Source organism: Pedobacter sp. BAL39 (genome assembly GCF_000170795.1).
Lineage (GTDB): Bacteria > Bacteroidota > Bacteroidia > Sphingobacteriales > Sphingobacteriaceae > Pedobacter.
On the sequence record NZ_ABCM01000028.1, the window covers coordinates 1 to 22,094 of the forward strand.

The following is a 22,094-nucleotide window of genomic DNA, read 5'->3' on the forward strand; positions in this document are numbered from 1 at the left end:
CCTTGCGTTTAACTCCTGAGTAAATGCCCAATATCCCCCGATGAAAGCCAGAGCTACAAAAACACCAAAAGTATTAAATGGAAGCGGTACCTGAACGCCAAAAACGTAGGCTATGAAATGGGATACGGTTGGAAACATACGTATGAAAAAGTTTGAATTGCGAATATAGTATTAATGCGCTAAAACTTCTTCTGTTTCCGCAACTTCTACTTCTCCTTCGGCAGTAAGTGCCACGAGCTTTACCGTCTTGATCTCATTCACCATGACAGGATCGTATTTTGCCTTCACCTTCACGTAGTTTTTAGTGAAGCCATGCATGAAACCATCTTTCTGATCGTCCTCAAACAGCACTTCGCCGACAGTATCAATCTGGCTCTGGTAAAATGCCCGTCTCTTTTTATCAGATAAGATGTGCAACATCTTGCTGCGTTCCGCCCTGGAGCTTCCGGGTACGCTGCCCTTCATCTCTGCGGCTGGCGTCTGCTCACGCTCAGAGTAGGTAAATACGTGTAGGTAGGAGATGTCCAGACCATTCAGGAACTGATAAGTATCCAGGAAGTCCTCCTGTGTCTCTCCCGGGAACCCGACAATCACATCAACACCAATACAACAGTTTGGAATTAACGCCTTGATCGTTTCTACACGTTCGGTATACAGCTCGCGCTGGTAACGTCTGCGCATCAGGCCAAGGATTTTGTTGGAACCCGACTGCAGTGGAATATGGAAATGCGGCACAAACCTTTTTGAGCTGGCCACAAAATTGATAATCTCATTACTCAGCAGGTTCGGTTCTATAGAGGAGATCCTGATCCGCTCTATTCCTTCTACCTCGTCCAATGCCTTCACAAGGTCAAAGAATTTATCTTCACGTTCTCCATTGCGGATCCCGAAGTCGCCAAGGTTTACACCCGTCAGCACGATTTCCTTCACACCACTTCCCGCAATCTGGCGGGCACGGTTGATTACATTTTCAATGGTATCACTCCTGCTGCCACCACGGGCCAATGGAATGGTACAATACGTACAAGGATAGTCGCAGCCATCCTGAACCTTCAGGAAGGTACGCGTGCGATCCCCAATAGAGTAGGCCGCAATAAAGTTATGGTTTACTTTTTCAATGTTCTGCTGATGGATGACCGCTTTGGGTGCCTTTGTCAGATCGGAGATGTATTCCACGATACGGAATTTCTCTGCCGCTCCAAGCACCATATCCACCCCTTCAATCTCGGCGATCTCGGCAGGTTTCAGCTGCGCATAACAGCCAACAATCGTCACATAGGCATTTGGAGAGTACTTTAGCGCTTCTTTTACCACTTTACGGCACTTCTTATCGGCATGTTCCGTTACCGAACACGTGTTGATCACATATACATCCGCTGCATCAGTAAAATCAACAACCGCATAACCGGCATCCGTAAAAAGCCTCCCAATGGTGGAGGTTTCCGAGAAATTCAATTTACAGCCTAAAGTGTAAAACGCTACTTTCTTCATCTTTGAGTATTCTTTTTCAATAGCGATGAAATCAATTCATCAATTCTGCAAAGATATGGTTTTAGATGGGATTATTCCTCATTCCATCGGTAAGTATCCTGCTCCAGCCCGGCCAGGTCAATCACCCTGCTGACCACCGTCTGGGCCACTTCTTCAATGGTCTGCGGCCTGCTGTAAAATGAAGGACTTGCCGGGCAGATGATGCCTCCCGCCTCTGTTACGATCTTCATATTATTGATGTGTATGAGGCTGAAAGGCGTATCCCGCACCACAGCAATCAGTTTGCGGCGTTCCTTGAGGACCACATCTGCAGCCCGGCTGATCAGGTCGTTGGAGATGCCATGGGCAATTCTGCCCAATGTTCCCATAGAACAGGGAACGATAATCATAGTGTCAAATTTTGCCGAACCCGATGCAAAGGGTGCGTTAAAATCCATTTTAGGATAAAAGGTGAAAGGATAATTGTTGTACTCCTCGTTGCCCAGTTCAAAACGCCAGACTTCCTTTGCATTGTCCGACATCACTACCCCTACCTGTGCAATCTGTGCAGATAATTTCACCAAATTGTCCAGCAGTAGCTTGGCGTAAATGGAGCCACTCGCCCCCGTAATTGCAACAATGATTTTTTTCTTGTTCATGAGCCGCTAAGATACGGAACGACGACAAATTTATGCGCGCATTTAGGTCAAAAATAGCCCCGGGAAAAGAGGGCATAAAAAAGGGCCGAAAATAAATTTTCGACCCTACATCTACCTATGAAAAACATACCCTCGAAAGGGTAAGCCCAAATGTAATTAACTTTTTTATTAAATGAAAGTTTAAACATTTTTTTTTGACAAGGTTTCTACAAATAATTGAAATTCAGGATGCAGTTGAAAGATTTTTCTATTTTTACTGCCGATCAAAGCCCATTATGAAACCACAGTTACTCAAAGTTGCCAATAGCCCGGTCCAGTCTTTCAGTGCCCGCAGAGACAAGGTTCCTTATGTCAACAACCGCTGGCATTATCATGCTGAAGTTGAACTGATTTATTTTAAAGAAGGCAATGGTACGCAATTTATCGGCGACAACATCAAGCGCTTCCGTACAGGCGACGTGGTACTCGTGGGCGCTCATTTACCACATTACTGGCGTTTTGACGACAACTACTTCAATGAAAATGAGGAAAACCATGCGGATGTCGTGGTGGTACATTTCTCCGAAAACTTCTGGGGCAGCCACTTTTTGAACCTGCCGGAAAATAAATCGCTGAAATTGCTGCTGGAAAAAGCACACCGAGGTGTACAGATCCCGGACAGCCACAGCGCACAGATCGGTGAGCTGATCGAATCCATCCTGCTCCATGAAGGATCAAGACGCATCATCCTCCTGATGGAAGCACTTATCGCTATAGATAAATGCACAGACCACCAGTCCATTTCTTCCATCGGCTTCCGTCACAACTTTGAAGAAACTGAAAATGAGAGGATCAATGCCATCTACAATTACTCCCTTGCCAATTTCAAAAGGAAACTACAAATGGAGGAGATGGCTGCAATTGCCAATATCAGCCCCAATTCCTTCTGCCGCTATTTCAAATCGCGCACAAGAAAAACTTACACACAATTCATCACGGAAATACGCGTAGGGCATGCCTGCAAGCTGCTGATAGAGGATAGCATGAACGTAAAACAGATCTGTTACGAAAGTGGATTCCACAATTTTGCCAGCTTTCATAAACACTTCAAAGTGATTACCGGGATGAGCCCTTTGAATTATCAGAAATCCTTTCTTAAAAAATGAAGCCGGTAGGCGCCATTACAGCGATTACCTACCCATCCATCCGCCATCAACAGTCATCACCGTGCCATGCATGTAATCCGAAGCTGCAGAGGCAAGGAATACCACCGGCCCCTTGAAATCGGCTGCCTCCCCCCACCTGCCAGCCGGAATGCGTTCCAGGATCGATCGGCTACGGGCTTCATCAGCCCTCAGTGCCTCCGTATTATCTGTAGAAATATAACCCGGTGCGATGGCATTCACATTGATTCCTTTTGAAGCCCATTCATTGGCAAAAGCCTTAGTCAGCTGACCAATAGCGCCTTTAGTCGCGGCATAACCAGGAACGTTGATCCCCCCCTGGAAAGTCAGCAATGATGCCGTAAAAATCACCTTTCCACCACCTCTTTGTAACATGTCCCTTCCAATTTCCCTCGTTAGTATAAATGGGGCGGTTTGGTTCACCGACAACACCTCATCCCAGTATTCATCAGGATGTTCTGCAATGGGTTTCCGAAGGATGATCCCTGCATTGTTCACCAGGATATCCACTACAGGATGATCCCTTCTGATCTGATCAATGAATACTTTCAATGCCTTACGGTCGCTAAAGTCACATTGATAAGCAGAAAATTTCCTTCCGAGGGCGTTAACAGAACGCTCCACGGCACTCCCTGTTTGCTCCAGGCTCGCAGAAACACCAATGATGTCCGCACCAGCTTCGGCCAATGCCTCCGCCATCGCCTTTCCAATACCACGTTTACAGCCTGTTACCAGTGCCGTCTTGCCTTTCAGGCCAAATAAATTGAGTACCCCCATCACTAAAAGAATAAAATCAGTACATATATCATCACTATACAGCAATATGATTACTATTGCAGCGTCACTTTTAGAGGATGCGCAATGCCTTGCTTAAACTCGTCCAGATAATCGAACCACTGTTGCGCATTACTGATCAGTCCAGCCTTATTCCAGGCCGCTCCAGTATAATACACTACGGGTACCTTACTTTCCGTTTTCAGGCTACCCAGCAGTTGTTTAGCCGTTACATTCACATTTAACGGACTTTGCGTCATCACCACTCCAGTGCCGACAATACCATCCTTCCCATGTTCCGGCTCCCAGTAAGCCATCAGGCCCCGCTGTTCATCAATTCTGAACACCCCCGGATCTGCACGCCTCACGATTCCTATTGCAACGGGAAGTTCCGTACCTGCAAAAGTATAACTCGCCTCCACCCTGTTGAGCTGCGCTCCCGCATCAAGAGAGATCACCTTGGTGACCGTCACGGGCCGCCCGCCAACCACCCAGCTCTCATAACTCAGCTGAAAAGTAAACCGCAATGGCCCCTGGTCCAGAATCTTCCAGTCCCTGTAGTTTTTCGGGTAAACCACAGTATCCTTGTTCAGGGGCGCGATATCCCCTGCACCAAGCGTATAACCAACACTGTAATAGTCCAGTCCCTCGCCGTGATCGGCATGGTAATCTCCTGTTTTATACCAGTTATTGATTACCATACGGTCCGTTCTTTTTGTCCATACATCAATGCCAAAAGCATTTTCGCTGGTGCCTTCCAATGCTTTCCCATACATTCTGAAAGCAACCTTATCATTCTCCCAGGCAAAGTCATCCTTACGTTCCGGCACATAACGACCAAAGGTCTTCATCACAAAGGCCGCGGGTTTACCTGGAACTAATGTATAGCGTTGCGTACCCTGGGCAGCGATACTCACCTGGATCAACAGCTGTTGTGGTTGCCGATATCCTTTGTATTCCAGCTGAAAAGGGATTTCACGTTGTTGCGCATCCAGCACCTTAAAACCTTTAGCGTCAATTGCAGGATATCTCGATACGATGGCTTGCCAGTCGACCGCCAGCACAACATCCTTTCTTTCCAGATCCGAGGGGTTGCTTACGCCGATGTCGATTTTCCTGAGCTGCGCCGATGCCGGAAAGGAAACAAAAGCCGGCAGCAGCAGCGCCAATGCCAGCAGGTGTAAAATTCTTTTTTTCATGTAATCAAAATTAATGATGTATTACCTCAGCTCGGAGATGGCACAATGGTCCATGTCCCCGTAGTCAAGGTTTTCCCCCGCCATTCCCCATATAAATGTATAATTGCTGGTGCCTGCACCGCAATGAATCGACCAGTTCGGTGAAATCACCGCCTGCTCATTCTGCATCCAGATGTGCCGCGTTTCATTGGGCTGGCCCATGAAGTGACATACACTCTGCCCTTCCGGCACTTCAAAGTAAAAATAGACCTCCATACGGCGGTCGTGGGTATGCGCAGGCATCGTATTCCATACACTGCCCGACTTCAGTTCGGTCATGCCCATCTGCAGCTGACAGGTAGGTAGCACGCTGTTTACCAGCAGTTTATTGATCACCCTGTGGTTTGCCGTTGCTGATGAGCCCAGTTCCACCACTTCAGCTTCGGTCCTGGAAACCTTCCTCGAAGGATAAGTATGGTGGGCGGGAGCGGAATTCAGATAAAACTTGGCGGGATTTGACTCATCTACAGAGCTGAAATCCACCGTTTGTGTGCCACGGCCAAGATACAGTGCCTCTTTAAAATCAAGCTCATAGCTAAGCCCATCTGCTGTGACTTTTCCTGGTCCTCCTACATTGATCATCCCCAGCTCCCTTCTTTCCAAGAAAAAAGAAGCCTTAAGGTTTTCCGGGCTTTCCAGGATTACGGTTTCTTTAACCGGCATGACGCCCCCAAAAATATACCGGTCATAATGGGTCAGTGTAAGGTGTACCACATCCGCTTCAAAGAGTGTCTCCATCAAAAAATTTGTCCTCAAACCTTCGGAGTCCAGCTGTTTCCCTTCTGAGGGGCTCAGCGCAAATCTGCTTTCAAAATGTGTATGCATGGTCTTATAATTAATCATTAATTTATTTTTATGAGCGCTGCCGCTCCTCATCGTTATAGGCTCTACCGCACATGAACATCATGAACTCGCCCTACTGATCAGTTCAACAGGGATGACAATCGGAGCGGTATCGGTTTCCGGAATGTTTCCTTCAGCTTTCAGCAAAGCCATCAGTTCCGTCACCACCCTTAAGCCCACCTGCTGTGGGAATTGTTCCACTGTACTGATCGGCGGACTGATGATCGATGTCCTTGGATCATTTGAGTAACCTACAATTTTCAATTTTTCAGGCACCGGAATCCCGCGCTCCCGCGCAAACTGAAGCGCTGCAATGGCACTCACATCGTTAGCCAGGAAAACGCCGTCAGGAACAACCTCTTTACTGAAAAAGAATTCCATTGCCTTATGGGCTTCCTCCGCGCTGAGCTCCCGATGCAGGACCTGGTCATCACCCAATTCCATCCCTGCTTCCATCAAGGCCTGCCTAAAACCACTAAGCCGGTTTCGGTATAAATTGGAACTCAGGTGGCCCGAAAGGTGCGCGATCCGCTTGCAGCCCCTGTCGATCAGGTGTTTCCCTGCCAGGTAACCGCCATGTACATCATCGCCAACCACCATCGTCGCCCGGTGACCGTTGAGTGGCGCCCGGTCATAAAAAATTACAGGCAGCCCCTGATCAATTACTTTATCAAAATGACTAAAATCGATGGTCTGCAAAGTACAGGCAACGATCAATGCCTCCACTCTTGAAGCATACAGTATCTCTGTCAGCTCCTTCTCCAATTCAAGGAGGTCGCTGGATTGACAGATGATCAGCTTATAACCCTGCTGATGCAGCGCGTTCTGAATCGTCGTGATTACCTCTGCATGAAAAAACATAGAAATCCGCGGCACAATTAAACCTACTGTTTTTGTTTTGTTATTGCGCAGACCCGAGGCCATCAGGTTACGCCGGTAGCCCAGCTGAGCCGCCATTTCCAGCACATCTTTTTTCGTCTGCGCCTTCACATAGGGATGGTCATTTAATGCACGCGAGATGGTGGCCGGCGATAGCTTTAACGCTTCAGCGATGTGAATGATCGTATTTTCCTGAGTTTTCTTTCTTTTTGACATCGGCTAAAAATCAACTGCTTTCTGCACGCTAAATGGCACTGTAAGTCCAAATCATATGCAAGCTAAGGAATTCCTGCAAAAAATGAAAACGTTTTCATAAATAAGATCCAAGATAAAAAATCTACCTTAAGGCCTTCAAACACACCAAATTTTCAACGTATGACCGTCGGGCTTTTTATACCCTGTTATGTAGATCAGTTTTATCCCAATGCCGCCATTGCTACCCTCAAACTGCTTCAAAGGCTGAATGTGGATGTCCACTACCCTATGAACCAGACCTGTTGCGGGCAGCCCATGGCCAACTCAGGGTTTGAGCACCTGACAGCAGGATGCAACAATCTTTTTATAGACAATTTCTCCCAATTTGATTATGTAGTGTCCCCTTCGGGAAGCTGCGTACTACATTTGAAAGACCACCTGCACTCTGCAACTGAAGAAACAAAGGCCAGGGGCATCCGAAAAAAGATTTATGAGCTGACCGAATTTCTGACGGATGTACTGGAGGTAAAAAGCCTGACTGCCCGTTTTCCACATAAGGTTGGCGTTCACCAGAGTTGCCACGGGCAACGCGGACTAAAGCTGGCACAGATGACGGAGCTGGTTGACCAGCCTTTCTCCAAGCCACTGCAGCTGCTCAATATGGTTGAAGATCTCGAGCTGGTGCCCCTGACCCGTCCTGATGAATGCTGCGGCTTCGGCGGCACCTTCTGCGTCATTGAAGAAGCCGTATCGGTAAAGATGGGTAAGGATCGCGTTGCCGATCACATTTCCAATGGCGCACAGTACATTACCGCGGCGGACATGTCCTGCCTGATGCATATGGAAGGCATTTTAAAGCGCCAGAACAGCCAGGTCAGGGTATTACATATCGCAGAAATCTTAAACGCACAGGAACAATAAATGAGCACAGCAACTAAAGACCACGCCGCCTTATCAGATATTTTCAATGCCGATGAAGCTCGTGTCAACTGGCATGACGACACCTTATGGTTTGTGCGTGCCAAGCGCGACAAAGCGGCCCATACCCTTCCCGAATGGGAGCGACTGCGCGACACGGCCTCGCAGATCAAAGACAACGTACTCTCTAACCTGCATGATTACCTCCTCCAGTTTGAAAGTAATGCGCAACATAACGGCATCACCGTCCACTGGGCCGCAGATGCAGCAGCACACAACCGAATTGTACACGAAATACTCAATGACAATGGTATCCGCCAGCTGATCAAGAGCAAATCCATGCTGACAGAAGAATGTCACCTCAACGAATACCTCAAGGAACAAGGGGTCGATGTGATCGACACTGACCTGGGAGAGCGCATTGTGCAGCTCGCAGAAGAGCCACCAAGCCATATTGTATTGCCATGTATCCATAAAAAGAAGGAAGAGATCGGAACCTTGTTTCATGAACACCTCGGTACCCCTGAAGGGATGTCCGATCCGGTATTCCTGACCGCAGCGGCACGCCTCCACCTGCGGGAGAAATTCATGACACGCAGGGCCGCCATCACCGGCGTTAACTTTGCTGTAGCCGAAACCGGTGAGTTTGTAGTCTGCACCAACGAAGGAAATGCAGATATGGGCGCTCATCTTGCAGATGTACACATCGCCTGTATGGGTATAGAAAAGATCATCCCCCAGCGCACACACCTGTCCGTTTTCCTTCGCCTGCTGGCCAGGAGCGCCACCGGGCAACCCATCACCACCTACTCCAGCCACTTCAGCAAACCCCGGCCGGGACAGCAGATGCACATTATCCTGGTCGACAATGGACGCACCACACAGCTGGGCAGAGAGGATTTCAGAAACTCCCTCAAGTGCATCCGCTGCGGTGCCTGTATGAACACCTGTCCGGTATACCGCAGAAGTGGCGGACACAGTTACCATACGGCCATCGCAGGGCCTATAGGTTCCATACTGGCACCCAACCTGGACATGAAGAAATATGCAGACCTTCCGTTTGCCTCTACCCTTTGCGGTTCATGTACCAATGTGTGCCCTGTAAAGATCAATATCCATGAACAACTTTATAAATGGAGACAGGTGATCGTCAAAGAGGGCTATGCAAGCCCCGCCAAAACGATCGCCATGAAAACCATGGATTTTACGCTATCCCATCCGGCAGTATACCAGAAAGCCGGAAAAGCAGGACGCTGGTTCCTGAAACACATCCCCTTTGCAGTGAACAACAGGATGAATGCCTGGTACAAACAACGGGATATGCCAGAACCACCGAAGCAGTCCTTCCGCGAATGGTTTAAAGAGAACAATACAATGCAGAAAAATAATAGCGATGAGTAGCAGAGCAGAGATCCTGGCCAGCCTGAAAGCCAACCAACCGGCCACAAGAGCATTACCCGAAGACCTGGAAAACCCAGTTATCTTCGAAAGTCCCGTATCCGTATTTGCGACGATGTTGACCAACATTGGTGGCTCAGCAGTGGAAGTGTCTGGTTTCGAAGAAATTAAAACCTACCTAAAAGAACATTTCAGCGGCCTGCCGCGCATCATCTCTACACTTCCGGAGCTCTCTGACGTTACTGAGCGCGACTGGATAGACCATGAACCGCATAGTTATGAAAATGTAGACCTTGCAATTATTGCAGCACACTTCGGCGTGGCCGAGAACTCCGCGCTATGGATCACTGAGTCTCTGATGCAGCAACGTGTCATCCCATTTATTTGCCAGCAGCTCGCCGTGGTCGTCCGCAAAACAGACATCTTGTCCAATATGCATCAGGCCTACACAAGAATTGCTGACTCCAGTTATGGTTTCGGAACCTTCATTGCAGGGCCATCCAAAACAGCAGACATCGAACAGTCGCTCGTCCTCGGCGCACATGGACCAAAGAACATGACCGTGTTTTTAGTTGACTGACAACAGGAGTAACTCATGGCTAACCCTGAGTCAGGGGCATCGGCTGAAGGGGCAGTTTAAAATAAAAGTTGCTGCCCTTTCCCGGCTCACTATGAAGGCCAATCTCCCCATGATGTCTTTTGATGATGTCTGCACACAAATATAAACCAATACCGAACCCTGAAGCATTCTTGACCTGCAGGTCGTCAATACGGTAATAGCGCTCAAAAATCTTCGTCACGTGGTTGTTATCAATCCCGATCCCATGGTCCTCCACATTCACCACCAGGAAACCTTGTTCATTTGTAGCATGAATGGTCACCGCTCCTCCCTGTGGTGAATACTTGATGGCATTGCTGATCAGGTTGTCAATCACCTGCATGACCTTGTTCCTGTCGGCACGAATTAATGGCAACTCTGTTGGTTCAAACCTGAGCGGATGATTTTTCTCCTGCAGCACATAATCGTCTGCCACCTCACGGATCAGCTGGTTCAGATCAAAGTCCTCCATCAGGATCTCAATCTTACCTGATTCTATCCGTGATAAGTCGAGAAAACTATAGACGAGTTTTGTCATCTTATTGATCTGCCCTTCGATGCGGCCGGCAATACTGGACACAAAACCCGGATCAGTTACATTCTTTCCTGTTTTCAAAAATTGTGCATACGCTTTCAGTGAGGTCAGCGGTGTCTTCAGCTCATGACTGGCGATGGCAATGAAGTCATTCTTTTTGATTTCCTCCTGTTTGCTTTCCGTAATGTCCATCACCGTACCGATCATCCTTATCGGGCTCTTATCCTGCTCATACTGAACCTTCCCCATCACGCCAATCCAAAACACCTGCTCATCGGGCCTCAGTATCCGGCACTGACAGTGGTAAATACCAGTCTCCATAGCCTCCTCAAATGCATGGTTTGCCTGATGGATGTCATCCGGATGCACCAGCATCCACAATTCCTCCTGACTGAGGTCGAACTTTCCGGAGTGCCCAAGCAACTCTGCCATGATCGGCGAATAAATGATCTTTCCGGTTTGCAGGTCCAGGTCCCAGCTGCCAATGCCCGTAGCCTCCGACGCCAGTCGCAGCCGTTCTTCTGCATTTTCTATTTTCCGCCGCGCCACTACCTGTTCGGTCACTTCATTTACCAGCGACAGGAAGCCTGTAACTTCTTTCTCCAATCCGTAAATGGGCTCAAAATGCAGATCGAAGTAATACACCGCAACCTTTCCATTCCTGTTGTAGCTCACCGGAGACTCCTTGCTGATGTATGCATTACCAGACTCCATCACACGGTCAAATATGGACTTCAGTTTCGTGTCTTCCAATGAGGGGATCAGCTGAAAGATGGATTTTCCGGTGACTTCTTTCGGGCCTCCTTTGTTCCACATCCTGCAAATCGCCTCATTGGCATATTCAATGACATAATCCTGAGTGAAAAGCGCCATACCAACAGGAGCATTCAGAAACATCTTATTGATGCGCTCCTGCTGTTTCAATAAATATTCTTTTGATGAGGCATTCAGCTCCCGCAGTAACTCCTGCCTCGTGATGTTTACCGTAGTATTGATAATATAGGCCACCTCCCCAGTTTCATCGAGCACAGGCTGATTGGTATTTGACCAATAGTGAGCAACCATGTCACCTGCTTCGGGCGAAAAAATCTCATATTTGTAAACCGGCAGGGCAACACTGCTTTTGCTGGCAATGACATCCATCAATGCCAGCCTTGCATTTTCCTTTCCGTCCGGACTTTCCACGTTGTCCGGGAAGATCTCAAAAAGGCCTTCGCCCAACAACTCCTCCCGCTTCCGGAAGGAGTTGTTCTCAAAATCATCACTCACCGCCAGGATCGTAAAGTGAGGAGCATCAGCTTTGATGACGAGGGATTGTGTTGAAGATTTAAAAAAAAGCTGAAATTCCCTTCCTGTATAAAAGGAATCTTTCAATTCATCAACCATAGCCCTTTCCATAGATATTCTTTAATCGTGCATTTACCTCTGTGTAAACGTCCGGCAAACAATTAAGTTTTGACAGGCATTACAAATTACACTATATACGCAAAACGCCATCCTGACAGTAGCCCGGATGGCGTTTTACATATGTTAACTAAAGGCTATTTGTCCAGCAATTCAGCCAGCTTATCGTTCAGTGATGCCCCACGTAAATCTTTTGCCACGATATTTCCTTGCGGATCTACCAGCAACGTACTCGGAATGCCATTAATACCATAATAAGTAGACACCTCATTTTGAAAACCTTTGAGGTCCGACACCTGGGTCCATGGCATCTGGTCGTCTTTTATTGCCTTCTTCCAGGCCTCTGCTTTATCATCCAGTGACACCCCTACTACTGTGAAATTTTTGTCCTTATAGCGGTTGTATGCCTTAAGCACGTTTGGATTTTCCGCCCTGCAGGGCCCGCACCAGCTGGCCCAGAAGTCTACCAGCACGTATTTCCCTTTAAAGTCGGCAAAATGAACCAGCTTGCCCTCGGTATCCTGCTGACTAAAGTTGAGCATGGGCACGCCAATGTCGCTTCTTTTCAATACCTCGATGCGCTCTGCCAGGACTTTACCTTCCATACTTTCCCGCATCGACGGATCCAATAAAACATAGGCTTCATTCACACCTGCATAACTGCCCATCATGGCCCGGTCAGCAACAAGCGCCAGGCTATAGTGGCTTTTTGGATGCGCTTTGATATAGGCATTCCCTTTAGTTAACTTCTGCGACCTCAGCTCAGACAGCTTTTTCTCCAGTGCAGACTGCGCTGTTTCCGTCCCCTTGCCATATTGTTGGTACAGCTCTTCTTCCTGGTCCGTAATGCTTTTCAGCGATTGCCGGTAGGCATCGGCCTCATCCTGCAGCTTAGAACCGCTTACCTTGGCCGCCCAGATCTCCTCGGCCTTACCACTCATGCTGAGCTTACCACTTTCCGCATAAAACTCAAAATAACGCTGCGGAAACATGATGAAGACTTTCTGCGGCTCTGGCATATCTGCCGTCCACGTAAACTTGCCTCCTTTAACGGCTACGGTATCTGTTACCGGCAGTTTATTCTTTTTGTAGTGAAAAGTGATGTTCGTGTCTTTAAAATCACTAATCATCCCATTGAGCTGCACTTGCTGAGCTTTCGCCCCATAAGCGGAAGAAACCAGGAGCAGCGCTGCTAAAAATTTAGTTTTCATATTCATAATCAAGCGTTTAAAAAATAAAGTTAAACAAAATCATACAACCAGGTTGTTAAAATTAGTTAAAGATGGCAGCCAGCTTACGGTCCATCGCCTCATCATCTTCACCCCCGCCGCCATAACGGCCAACAATCATCCCTTCCTTATCAATCAGTATTTTAGTAGGTAATGAATGAATACCGAATGGCTCAGTGATGTCATTGGTTTTATCAAAGTTATGACCAGTCACTTTCAGGCCGCGCAGTACATGCCTCCATACGCCTATTCCGTCTTTCTCCACGGCTTTTTTCCAGGCTTCATGATTGCTGTCGTCGTCAGAAATGCCGACAATCTCCAATCCCTTGTCTTTATATTTACTGTACAATGATAATAGATGTGGGTTTCCTTTCCGGCAGGGTACACACCAACTGGCCCAGAAATCCAGCAATACATATTTTTTTCCTTTAAAATCATCCAGGCTTAGCTGAGCACCATTGATGTCCTTTACACTAAATACCCTGGCCATGCTCCCCGGCGAACCGGATTGCAGCGCGGCAATCTCTTTTGCGGCTGCCTTACCATAACTGCTGCTTTTGATGCGCTCCGAGAAAAGATCGTAATATTTCTTCGAAGAATCCAATGGCATGGACGACACCTTATACACAAACATACTTGCAGCATAATAAGAATCAGGATGACCTTTTATATATGCCAGATCAATTGTTCCCATCTGCTCATAATACGGCTCAAACTGATCCCTGACATCAGATGCTTTTTCCTTTAGCGCCTCCAAGGTTGCTTCAGACTGCTTCTGCTCCCTGGCCTTGACGTAAGCTTTATTGGCCGTATCGTAAGCGGCCAACAGCGGAGCCATCTTTTGCCTGATGTTCGCTTTCGACTGATCCGATGCCTTCAGCTCGTCATTAGCTGACGATCCTTTCAACTTCATGTTTTTGAAATCTCCAGCCACCAGCTCGATGGTCATCACCCCAGGATCCATAAACAAAGAGGCACTATTGGGATCGTCCATGCCACGGTCTTTCACGTTGCCGGAAATGTAGGCCATTGTAGGCTCGGTCAGTTTCCCCTTAAATTCGAAAGTGCCGTTTTTGATCAGACAGCTGTCCTGCACGTAGTTATCTTCCCCTAAGCTGTAGCTCAACCTGATCATCCCTGAGGATTGTCCCTTGATTTTACCCTTCAGCTGGAAGGTGTCCTGCGCCATTAACGGCGTTGTTGATACAGCAGCCATACCGGCCACCATAATTGTAACAATTATTTTTCTCATCATCTTTATTTGATTTATCAATTGAATAGTTCTGCCAGCTTGCGGTCCATAGCGGCGTCATCCTCGCCGCCCCCGCCATAGCGACCAACGATCATCCCCTCTTTATCAATCAGTATTTTGGTCGGCAGGGTATGGATGCCATAAGGCTCACTGATGCATTCAGACCGGTCATACCCGTCTTTTGTCCTTTTCAGGCCGCTCAACACATGCTTCCAGATACCGATCTGGTCTTGCTCCACCGCTTTCCGCCAGGCATCGGGACTCGTGTCGTCACTTGCCACGCCAATAATCTCAAATCCTTTGTCTTTGTAGCGGTTATAAAGCGCAATCAGGTGTGGGTTGCCCTTACGGCAAGGCACACACCAGCTTGCCCAGAAGTCCAGCATCACATATTTACTGCCTTTAAAGGATGAAAGGTCCAGGGTTTGTCCATTGATGTCTTTTACTGAAAAAACTGAAGCTTTACTTCCCGGAGATCCGTTTTGTAGCTGGGCAATCTCCGCTGCAGTTTCTTTACCGAAAACGCTGTTTTTGATGCGTGGTGTCCAGCGGTCGTAAATATCTTTTGCCTGATCAGCAGTCAGTACCTGGATCTTAAAGCGCATCATGTAGGCACTGAGGTAAGAATCGGGATGGCTATTCATGAAAGTGAGGTCCAAGGCATCCAGTTTTTTGTCGAAAGGTTCAAACTGCTCCCGTATCGCTGCTGCCTTTTCATGATCTTTTTCTTTCCTGTAAGCATCAACGAAAGGCTTTTTTTCTGCATTTATCGCGGCCTTCTGCAGCTCCAGCTCCTCCTGCTCGTCCTGTGTTTTTGAACCTGTGAGCTTTAGCTGTTTGAAATCCCCGGCAGTCAGCCGAAGCTGCATTTCGGCCGGCTCAATAAATAGCTGTCCCAGCTCCGGGTCATCCATATTCCGTACTGTTGACGATCCCATTACTATTGCTGCTCCAGGTTCATCAATCTGCCCCCTGAACTGAAACTTACCTCCCTTCAGGGCTGCGCTGTCCAGTATGTACTTCCCGCCGGCACCTGCATAACTGAGGTAAATGAACCCGCTTTTTTTGCCAGTGATGGTACCACTAATGCTAAAACCACCTTTTTGCGGGGCGTCCTGCGCCCAGGCCATTCCTGTAAATAGAAACAAGCCCAATAAAATGTATTTCATAGTTTGCAGTTTAATTCAATGGTCCGCAATGGACCATTGAACTGTTCATAATTAAAAAGTATTGTAACCTGGGTTCTGTGCACCTATTGCTACATTCTTCACAAACTCAGCTGCCGGAATCGGAAGGATGAAGTGGTTTTTATCGGTGATGGCCGGTTTAATCGTCAGCACGGTCTGCAATGGCAGCCGCAACAGGGCATTCCAGTCCTGGCCATCTTCAAATGCCAGATTTCGGACAGTTTCTTTATAGACTTCCATCGTCAGCTGATCCGCAGTAGTAGCATTATCTACCGCACTGAAATCTGTTACTCCGGCGTGTCCCATCACCGTTTTTAGCAGTGTTCTCACCCTTGGTAAATCTCCGCCGGAGCGTGTGATCGCTTCCGCCTGCAGCAGGTAAATTTCCGTCAGCCTTAGCGCATAACTCACCTCGATCATCGGTCCCATATATTTAGAGATCCCATCAGCAGTGCTGCCCAGCGTACTGACCATCCAGCTGGAACGCGGGTCATTGATCAGCAGATCTTTAAATGCCTGTGTCGCAATGTACCCCGCAGTATTCCTGAAAAAGTAAGCATCAGATTTCTGCACCTGGTTCGGTTTAGGCATCAGCCCCAGCATCACTTCTTTGCTGCTCAGTCCCTGACTACGGAAGATGTCCTGAAGATTATTCTCAAGTACATAGGGTGAATTCTGGATGATGTCTTGTGTGAGGTTAGTTACCTCCGCGTAATCGCCGGCAGCTCCGCGCATCATCAGCACCCTTGCTTTAAAGCCTTTTGCCACCCATCTGTTTAAGTAGTAGTTCGGATTGGTCAAAGGCGCATGCGCAATGGCATCGTCCAGGTCGGCAAGGATGGCATCATAACTTTCCTTTACGGTATTTCGCATTTTAGAAATGTTGTTGGTGTTTACAAATTCCAACCTCAGCATCACTCCATAACTGCTGTTAAGGTCGTAAAATTGCGCGAAGTACCGCAGCAGATTGTAGTGACCATATGCCCTCAGCGCCCGCGCCTCCGCAAGAATCTCTGCACGTCGCGCATTTCCAAACTTCGATTCCGGCAAGGCGTTGAGCTGTTCTATCACTCCATTTGCAGCATTCACCAGATTGTAGTTTGAAGACCACAGCTCTGCAGCATTGTAATCGTTAGCGGTGATCAGGTTATTTTCTTCAAAGGGACTCACCCCATTAGACATGCGGTGGTTTCCGGCAAGCACGCTCGGAGCGGCTTCATGGTTTCCCGCCCAGAAAATGCTTGGCGTACCTCTGTCGTCACCTCCACCTGCAAAACGCAGGTAAACACCGTTTAAGGCCACTTCAGCACTTTTCTGATCTACGATCACGTTCCCCTCTACCTTCGATTGCGAAGGCAGGGCATTCAATTCCTTCTTACAGCCACTATGAAAGGCAGTCGCTACAACAATCAGGACATATATTAATCTTTTCATGGTTTGTCTTGTTAATGGTTAAAAGCCTAAACGCATACCGAAGGTGTAAGACCTCGTGGTTGGGTAAGTGCTGACATCCCTGCCACCACCGATCACACTTCCAGGATCATCACTCACCTCAGGATCAGGCCCGGGATACTTTGTGATCGTGAAGAGGTTGGTAGCCGTTCCATAGACCGACAGGTTATTGATCTTCAGTCTCTGCATCCATTTGGAAGGAATGTTATAAGACAATGAAATTGACTTCAGTTTGATGTAGGAAGCATCATATACATTTGCATCCGTCAGGAATGAGGTTTCTGAAAACAGGTACCTCGGACGTTCCGAATTGGGATGCTCAGCACTGTAGTGGTCCAGCACCCTCACCCCGCGGTTTGGCAGATCAGACATGGTCATGTCACTTACATCCTTCTGATAGATCAGTTCATTACCATAAGAGAATGTAAACAAGGTCATCAGGCTAAGATTGCGGTAGGTAAGCGTGTTGGTGTAACCTCCGAAAAACTCCGGGGCTGCATTACCGATGATGTCCTGTTTCCAGAATCCATCTTCCGCCATCTCATAAGACATGTCGCCAACGTTGACCATCGGCTGGAAATAGATGTAATAAGGAAACGCAGCTTTGTATGCCTCCAGCTGTTCCTGAGTTTTGATCACCCCTTTAGATACCCTTCCGTACAACAGACCAAGGGGCTCATCTTCCTTCACAATGCTTGTACCCAGGTTCAGCGCGTTTCTATCGGCAGGATTAGAGAACGGTCCACCATCAATGTTCAGCACCCTGGAAATGTTTCTGGAAATGTTGATGGCGCCAGTCCAGCTGAACACTTTGCTTCTCACCAGGTCGCCATGCAGCTCAAACTCCAGACCTCTGTTTCTGATTTTTGCAATGTTGTAGATCACACTGCTATACGAAGAGCTCGGTGCCGGTGTAAGGTTCAGCAAAGCACCGTCGGTTACCTTGTTATAATACCCGAAGGTACCCCCAAGGCGGCCTTTGAAAAAGCTGAAGTCCAGTCCCAGGTCCTGCTGAGTAGTGGATTCCCATTTGATGTTGGCATTCCCCAACTGTGAAGGCACCAATGCATTGTTTCCAGCATAAGCATCTGGCGTATACAATGTTCTCCACAGGTGATCGCCAATATTTTGTGTACCTGTACGTCCGGCACTTGCACGCAGTTTCAGTTCATCAAGCCATTTTACATCTTTCAGAAAATTCTCCTGTGAAATTCTCCAGCCAACAGCTCCTGATGGAAAATAACCCACCTGATTGCCCGGGCCAAATTTGGAGGAGGCATCAGACCTGCCGGTAAATGTCAGCAGGTATTTATCCATCAGCACATAGTTTGCGCGCACATAAAATGAGAGCAACGAACTTTGACTTAAAGGGTTGGCTCCTGATACAGAAACCGGAACTGCAGCCGAGCTGAGGTTATTCAGAAAATTATCGTCAGGATACCCCCTTCCTGTTGCAGAAAAGTAATCGGATTTGTTCTTCTCCCAGGATGTTCCCGCAAGAACAGTCAGCCGGTGATCCTCATTAAATTCCTTGTTCCAGGTGAGTGTGTTTTCGATGAAAGTGCTCAGGAAGTTGGAGTTCGACTGTGATCCCAATCCACCCTGTGTATCCTCCCTACCGTAAAAACCGCCCACTTCTACGTAACTGGGTACGTAGTTGAGCTGATTGTAGGCGCGGAAGTTTGCCGACACGGTGCTCTTGAATTTCAATTCGTTCAGTATGTCGTATTCTGCAGACAGGGAGCCCATGAGGGAGTAGTCTTTACCGCGGTTCGTTCCTGAAGCTACAGCCAGCGGATTCTGGAATCCTCTGTAATCCGTATTCAGCAAGCCTAAGCTCGCATACGTACCATCCTCATTGTAAGGGGAAAATGTTGGAGGCGCTGTTAAGGCCTGTCCGTAGATGCCATTGGTGATGTTGTTGGTCGTGAAACCGTAGTTCAGGTTGGTGATCACACGGAAACGCTGACTGATCTCATTATCAAGGTTGATCTTTCCGGAGATCCTGTTAAAATCCGTACCGATGAGGGTACCATCCTGTTTAGTGTAGTTCAATGAAGTATAATAACGTGAACCAGCACCGCCCCCACTAACGGAAACATCGGCATTTTGTGTGAAACCGGTTCTCAACACCAGGCCCACCCAGTCTGTGTTTGCCGTACCAAAAAAGGCAGGATCATTGATGATGCCCAAAGCCCTTAAGGCAGCAGTTGTGGTTAATGGCAAACCTAACCTGGTACGCTCAGCGATGTAATTGGTAGAAGCTTCCTTTAAAGCGGACTTATACTGGTCTGCATTTAACACCTGCTCTTTTACCGGTTTGTTTACGCCTACATAATAGTTGACGTTCAATTGTGGTTTGCTGTTGAGCTTTCCTTTTTTGGTGGTGATGATCACCACGCCGTTAGCGGCTTTGGAACCATATATCGCCGTAGCGGAAGCATCCTTCAGAATGTCTATACTTTCAATATCCGAGATGTTTAAACCGGACAGGTTGTTTAACCCTCTGGAAAAAGCACCGGATACACTGTTATTGAAGTCTTCTCCATAGTTCGCCGCTTCCACAGGATTGACAATGTCCGACTGGCTGTTGATGTAATTGTTGGTCACCACGGTAGGTATCCCATCAATCACATACAGTGGATCATTTGTCCCCAGAAGCGAAGCCCCGCCCCTGATGCGGATGCGCACTGCTCCGCCAGGTGATCCATCTGCTTTTACCACCTGTACCCCTGCAGCTTTACCGGCAAGCGCATTGTCTACGCTCATAAAGGGCACATCCTTCACCTCATTCACATTTACAGAAGCTACAGAGCCTGTAAGGTCTTTTCTTCGGGTGCTGCCATAACCCACAATCACCAGGTCGTTGAGTTTATTGAGCTCCGGCACCAGCGTTACGGTCATGTTCTGCTGCACCCTGATCTCCTTGGAAACGTAGCCCACAAAAGAAAATACAAGCACCGTGTTCTCGTTAGGCACACTGAGCTTAAACCGTCCGTCAGCTCCCGTAACGATCACCTTATTGCTGCCTTTGATCTTGACGCTGACTGCTGAAATCGGCCGCCCTTCTTCATCGAGAACACGGCCATTGATATCAATATCAAGCAGCTTATCGGCAAGAACTTCCAGAAAGGAAGGCTCCTTCTCCTTTAGGACGATGCTCCTGTTGAGCTGCACGATGTAGGTTACAGACTCATTTTTCAGGCAACGCCTTAAAACCTCGTCAATGGAGGCATTTTTAAAATCAACATCAATGATGTTGGAATCGTCAATCAGCCGGTCGGGGTAAAGAATGCGGTAGCCCGTTTGTTTTTTCACTTCACTGAACACCTGCTCCAGGCTTACATTTTTCCTGGTAAAAGTAACCTGCTGTGCATAGCTGCCTGCACTCACCTGCATGATGGTCGCAATAAGTAGTAGTATAGTTAATTTCATAACCAGCAGGATTTTATGCGTATAGCCCAAGGGCGCATACACCTTTTTAGTATAATTTTTATACATTTGAATGTCTGTTAATTCCTTAAATAATTGTTTGTGCAATAGTTTTCGGTCGGTCAGATATGTTACAGGAACTCCGACTGGTACTCGGGGTTCTTTTGTATCTGATCATCTGCATTCCTGCTAGGGGTCGTTCTTGTAGATTTTCTTCATGTTGTTATTGGTTTAGGTTAAGTAAATGGCCTTTTTATTGGTTCTGGCCTGAGTTGATATGCACGATGGCTTACTTCATCACGAAGATTTTTCTGCCCTCCATTCTAAAATGTACTTTTTCGGTCAGGGCCAGTGTGGTGAGCACTTCAGACACCTTTCCATATTTCGAGACGCTGCCGCCAAACGTTTCATGGCCGATCTGGTCATCCATAAAGATGACCTCCACATCATACCAGCGCGCAATCTTGCGCATGATCGTGCTGAGCTCCGCATTCCGGAACGCAAACTCGCCGTTTTTCCAGTCTATTGCTGAGCTGACGTCGACCTCCTGTTTTCTGATGCCTGCTGTGCTGACTGCCGACTGCTCCCCAGGTGCGAGCAGGGCTTCTTTACCTCCGGAACTGACCTGTACGCTACCTTCCAGCAACGTGGTCGTTGTTGATGGTTCGTTGTTGTAGCTATTCACATTGAAATGGGTACCCAACACTTTGACTTCCTGCCCTGCAGTCCTGACAATAAATGCTTGTGTGGTACGATGAGCCACCTCAAAATAGGCCTCACCGGTCAACTCTACTGTGCGTGGTTTCAACTTACCGAAGACCGCCGGAAACCGGATGGACGATGCTGCATTCAGCCACACCCTGGTCCCGTCAGGCAGGTTCACCTGGTATTGCCCTCCGTTAGGTGTCTGTATCGTATTTAATCCGTGATCATATCGGTCTTCTCCGTCGGCAATGGTGTACACCAGCTGACCATCTTTGGTTTTCAGGATGGACATCCCTTTTTCACTGTTCAGGACGCCGTTACCGCTACCGTTCAGGACGATCTGTTTGCCATTGGAAAGTGTAAGAACCGCCTTGTTGCCACCTGGTGGCAGGTCCGTTTTCGCAAAACCATAAGGATCATTCCCCGGGGCACCACCGTATATACCGTAAAGCACCGCAGTCAGCAAGCCGACAAATAGCACAGCCGCAGCAGCCACCTGCCTTGACCTGCTCCAGAAAGAAACCACAACGGCCGGTTTGATGTGCCTGTTCAGCTGTTCTGTAAGCCGCATGAAAACAGCATCCTTTGGCCCCATCTCTTCGGCATCCCATTCCGAGCCTGCTTTTTGAAATTCGTTAAAGTAGCGGTTGTATAAAGCAATCTCCTGATCACTGGCCATACCATCACTGACTTTCTGCACCAAACTGACGAACTGTTCTCTTTCCATTTTACGGGCTTTATAACAGTAAGGCACTGCTCAGAC

The 22,094-nt window shown here is 47.9% G+C and carries 17 protein-coding genes; 4 read left to right on the forward strand and 13 right to left on the reverse strand.

Annotated features, from left to right (window positions below; all coding sequences use genetic code 11):
• Window positions 1-171: 171 nt before the first annotated feature.
• On the reverse strand, window positions 172-1,491 hold the full coding sequence (gene mtaB / locus PBAL39_RS22955) for a tRNA (N(6)-L-threonylcarbamoyladenosine(37)-C(2))-methylthiotransferase MtaB (RefSeq protein ID WP_008246207.1): 1,320 nt from the start codon (window positions 1,489-1,491) through the stop codon (window positions 172-174).
• A gap of 71 nt (window positions 1,492-1,562) precedes the next feature.
• Window positions 1,563-2,129 carry a UbiX family flavin prenyltransferase gene (locus PBAL39_RS22960; RefSeq protein WP_008246208.1) on the reverse strand — a complete coding sequence of 189 codons (567 nt, stop codon included), beginning with the start codon at window positions 2,127-2,129 and terminating at the stop codon, window positions 1,563-1,565.
• Between the two features lie 275 nt (window positions 2,130-2,404).
• Here PBAL39_RS22960 and PBAL39_RS22965 point away from each other — a divergent pair, with 275 nt between their 5' ends.
• Window positions 2,405-3,274 (forward strand): AraC family transcriptional regulator, encoded by an 870-nt coding sequence (locus PBAL39_RS22965; protein WP_008246209.1) that lies wholly within the window; start codon window positions 2,405-2,407, stop codon window positions 3,272-3,274.
• Window positions 3,275-3,298: 24 nt separating this feature from the next.
• On the opposite strand, the gene PBAL39_RS22970 is transcribed toward PBAL39_RS22965, so the two are convergent.
• The 4 genes from PBAL39_RS22970 to PBAL39_RS22985 form a co-directional block, all read right to left on the reverse strand.
• Window positions 3,299-4,069 (reverse strand): SDR family NAD(P)-dependent oxidoreductase, encoded by a 771-nt coding sequence (locus PBAL39_RS22970; RefSeq protein WP_008246210.1) that lies wholly within the window; start codon window positions 4,067-4,069, stop codon window positions 3,299-3,301.
• A 53-nt stretch (window positions 4,070-4,122) separates the two neighbouring features.
• On the reverse strand, window positions 4,123-5,265 hold the full coding sequence (locus PBAL39_RS22975) for a DUF4861 family protein (RefSeq protein ID WP_008246211.1): 1,143 nt from the start codon (window positions 5,263-5,265) through the stop codon (window positions 4,123-4,125).
• Between the two features lie 21 nt (window positions 5,266-5,286).
• Complete coding sequence (gene kduI / locus PBAL39_RS22980; protein WP_157274183.1) at window positions 5,287-6,129, reverse strand: 5-dehydro-4-deoxy-D-glucuronate isomerase; 843 nt, start codon at window positions 6,127-6,129, stop codon at window positions 5,287-5,289.
• A gap of 78 nt (window positions 6,130-6,207) precedes the next feature.
• Entirely contained in the window at window positions 6,208-7,242 is a 1,035-nt protein-coding gene (locus PBAL39_RS22985) for a LacI family DNA-binding transcriptional regulator (RefSeq protein ID WP_008246213.1), read from the reverse strand.
• A gap of 159 nt (window positions 7,243-7,401) precedes the next feature.
• On the opposite strand from PBAL39_RS22985, the gene PBAL39_RS22990 reads away from it, so the two are divergent.
• From PBAL39_RS22990 to PBAL39_RS23000, 3 genes are read left to right on the forward strand one after another with little or no spacing between them, the layout of a single operon-like run.
• Window positions 7,402-8,142, forward strand: coding sequence for a (Fe-S)-binding protein (locus PBAL39_RS22990; protein WP_008246214.1), 741 nt, complete (start codon window positions 7,402-7,404; stop codon window positions 8,140-8,142).
• Window positions 8,143-9,540, forward strand: a complete 1,398-nt coding sequence (locus tag PBAL39_RS22995) for a lactate utilization protein B (protein WP_008246215.1) — start codon at window positions 8,143-8,145, stop codon at window positions 9,538-9,540.
• Window positions 9,533-10,117, forward strand: a complete 585-nt coding sequence (locus PBAL39_RS23000; protein WP_008246216.1) for an LUD domain-containing protein — start codon at window positions 9,533-9,535, stop codon at window positions 10,115-10,117. Before PBAL39_RS22995 ends, PBAL39_RS23000 begins: the two co-directional genes overlap by 8 nt.
• Window positions 10,118-10,136: 19 nt before the next feature.
• Here the strand turns inward: PBAL39_RS23000 and PBAL39_RS24920 are convergent, their stop codons facing one another.
• The 7 genes from PBAL39_RS24920 to PBAL39_RS23035 all read right to left on the reverse strand — a co-directional run bounded on the left by PBAL39_RS24920 (window position 10,137) and on the right by PBAL39_RS23035 (window position 22,058).
• A complete protein-coding gene (locus PBAL39_RS24920) occupies window positions 10,137-12,068 on the reverse strand; it encodes a HAMP domain-containing sensor histidine kinase (protein WP_008246224.1) in 1,932 nt (643 codons plus the stop codon).
• Window positions 12,069-12,211: 143 nt separating this feature from the next.
• Window positions 12,212-13,285 (reverse strand): TlpA disulfide reductase family protein, encoded by a 1,074-nt coding sequence (locus tag PBAL39_RS24925; RefSeq protein ID WP_198139871.1) that lies wholly within the window; start codon window positions 13,283-13,285, stop codon window positions 12,212-12,214.
• Between the two features lie 61 nt (window positions 13,286-13,346).
• A complete protein-coding gene (locus tag PBAL39_RS23015; protein WP_232283002.1) occupies window positions 13,347-14,558 on the reverse strand; it encodes a TlpA disulfide reductase family protein in 1,212 nt (403 codons plus the stop codon).
• Between the two features lie 14 nt (window positions 14,559-14,572).
• Entirely contained in the window at window positions 14,573-15,724 is a 1,152-nt protein-coding gene (locus tag PBAL39_RS23020) for a TlpA disulfide reductase family protein (RefSeq protein ID WP_008246230.1), read from the reverse strand.
• Between the two features lie 51 nt (window positions 15,725-15,775).
• Window positions 15,776-17,176, reverse strand: a complete 1,401-nt coding sequence (locus PBAL39_RS23025; RefSeq protein ID WP_008246232.1) for a RagB/SusD family nutrient uptake outer membrane protein — start codon at window positions 17,174-17,176, stop codon at window positions 15,776-15,778.
• Window positions 17,177-17,194: 18 nt separating this feature from the next.
• The gene (locus PBAL39_RS23030) at window positions 17,195-20,629 is read right to left on the reverse strand and encodes a TonB-dependent receptor (protein ID WP_039867552.1); all 3,435 of its coding nucleotides are present in this window, start codon (window positions 20,627-20,629) and stop codon (window positions 17,195-17,197) included.
• Window positions 20,630-20,915: 286 nt separating this feature from the next.
• Window positions 20,916-22,058 carry a FecR family protein gene (locus PBAL39_RS23035; RefSeq protein WP_008246236.1) on the reverse strand — a complete coding sequence of 381 codons (1,143 nt, stop codon included), beginning with the start codon at window positions 22,056-22,058 and terminating at the stop codon, window positions 20,916-20,918.
• Between the last annotated feature and the right edge of the window lie 36 nt (window positions 22,059-22,094).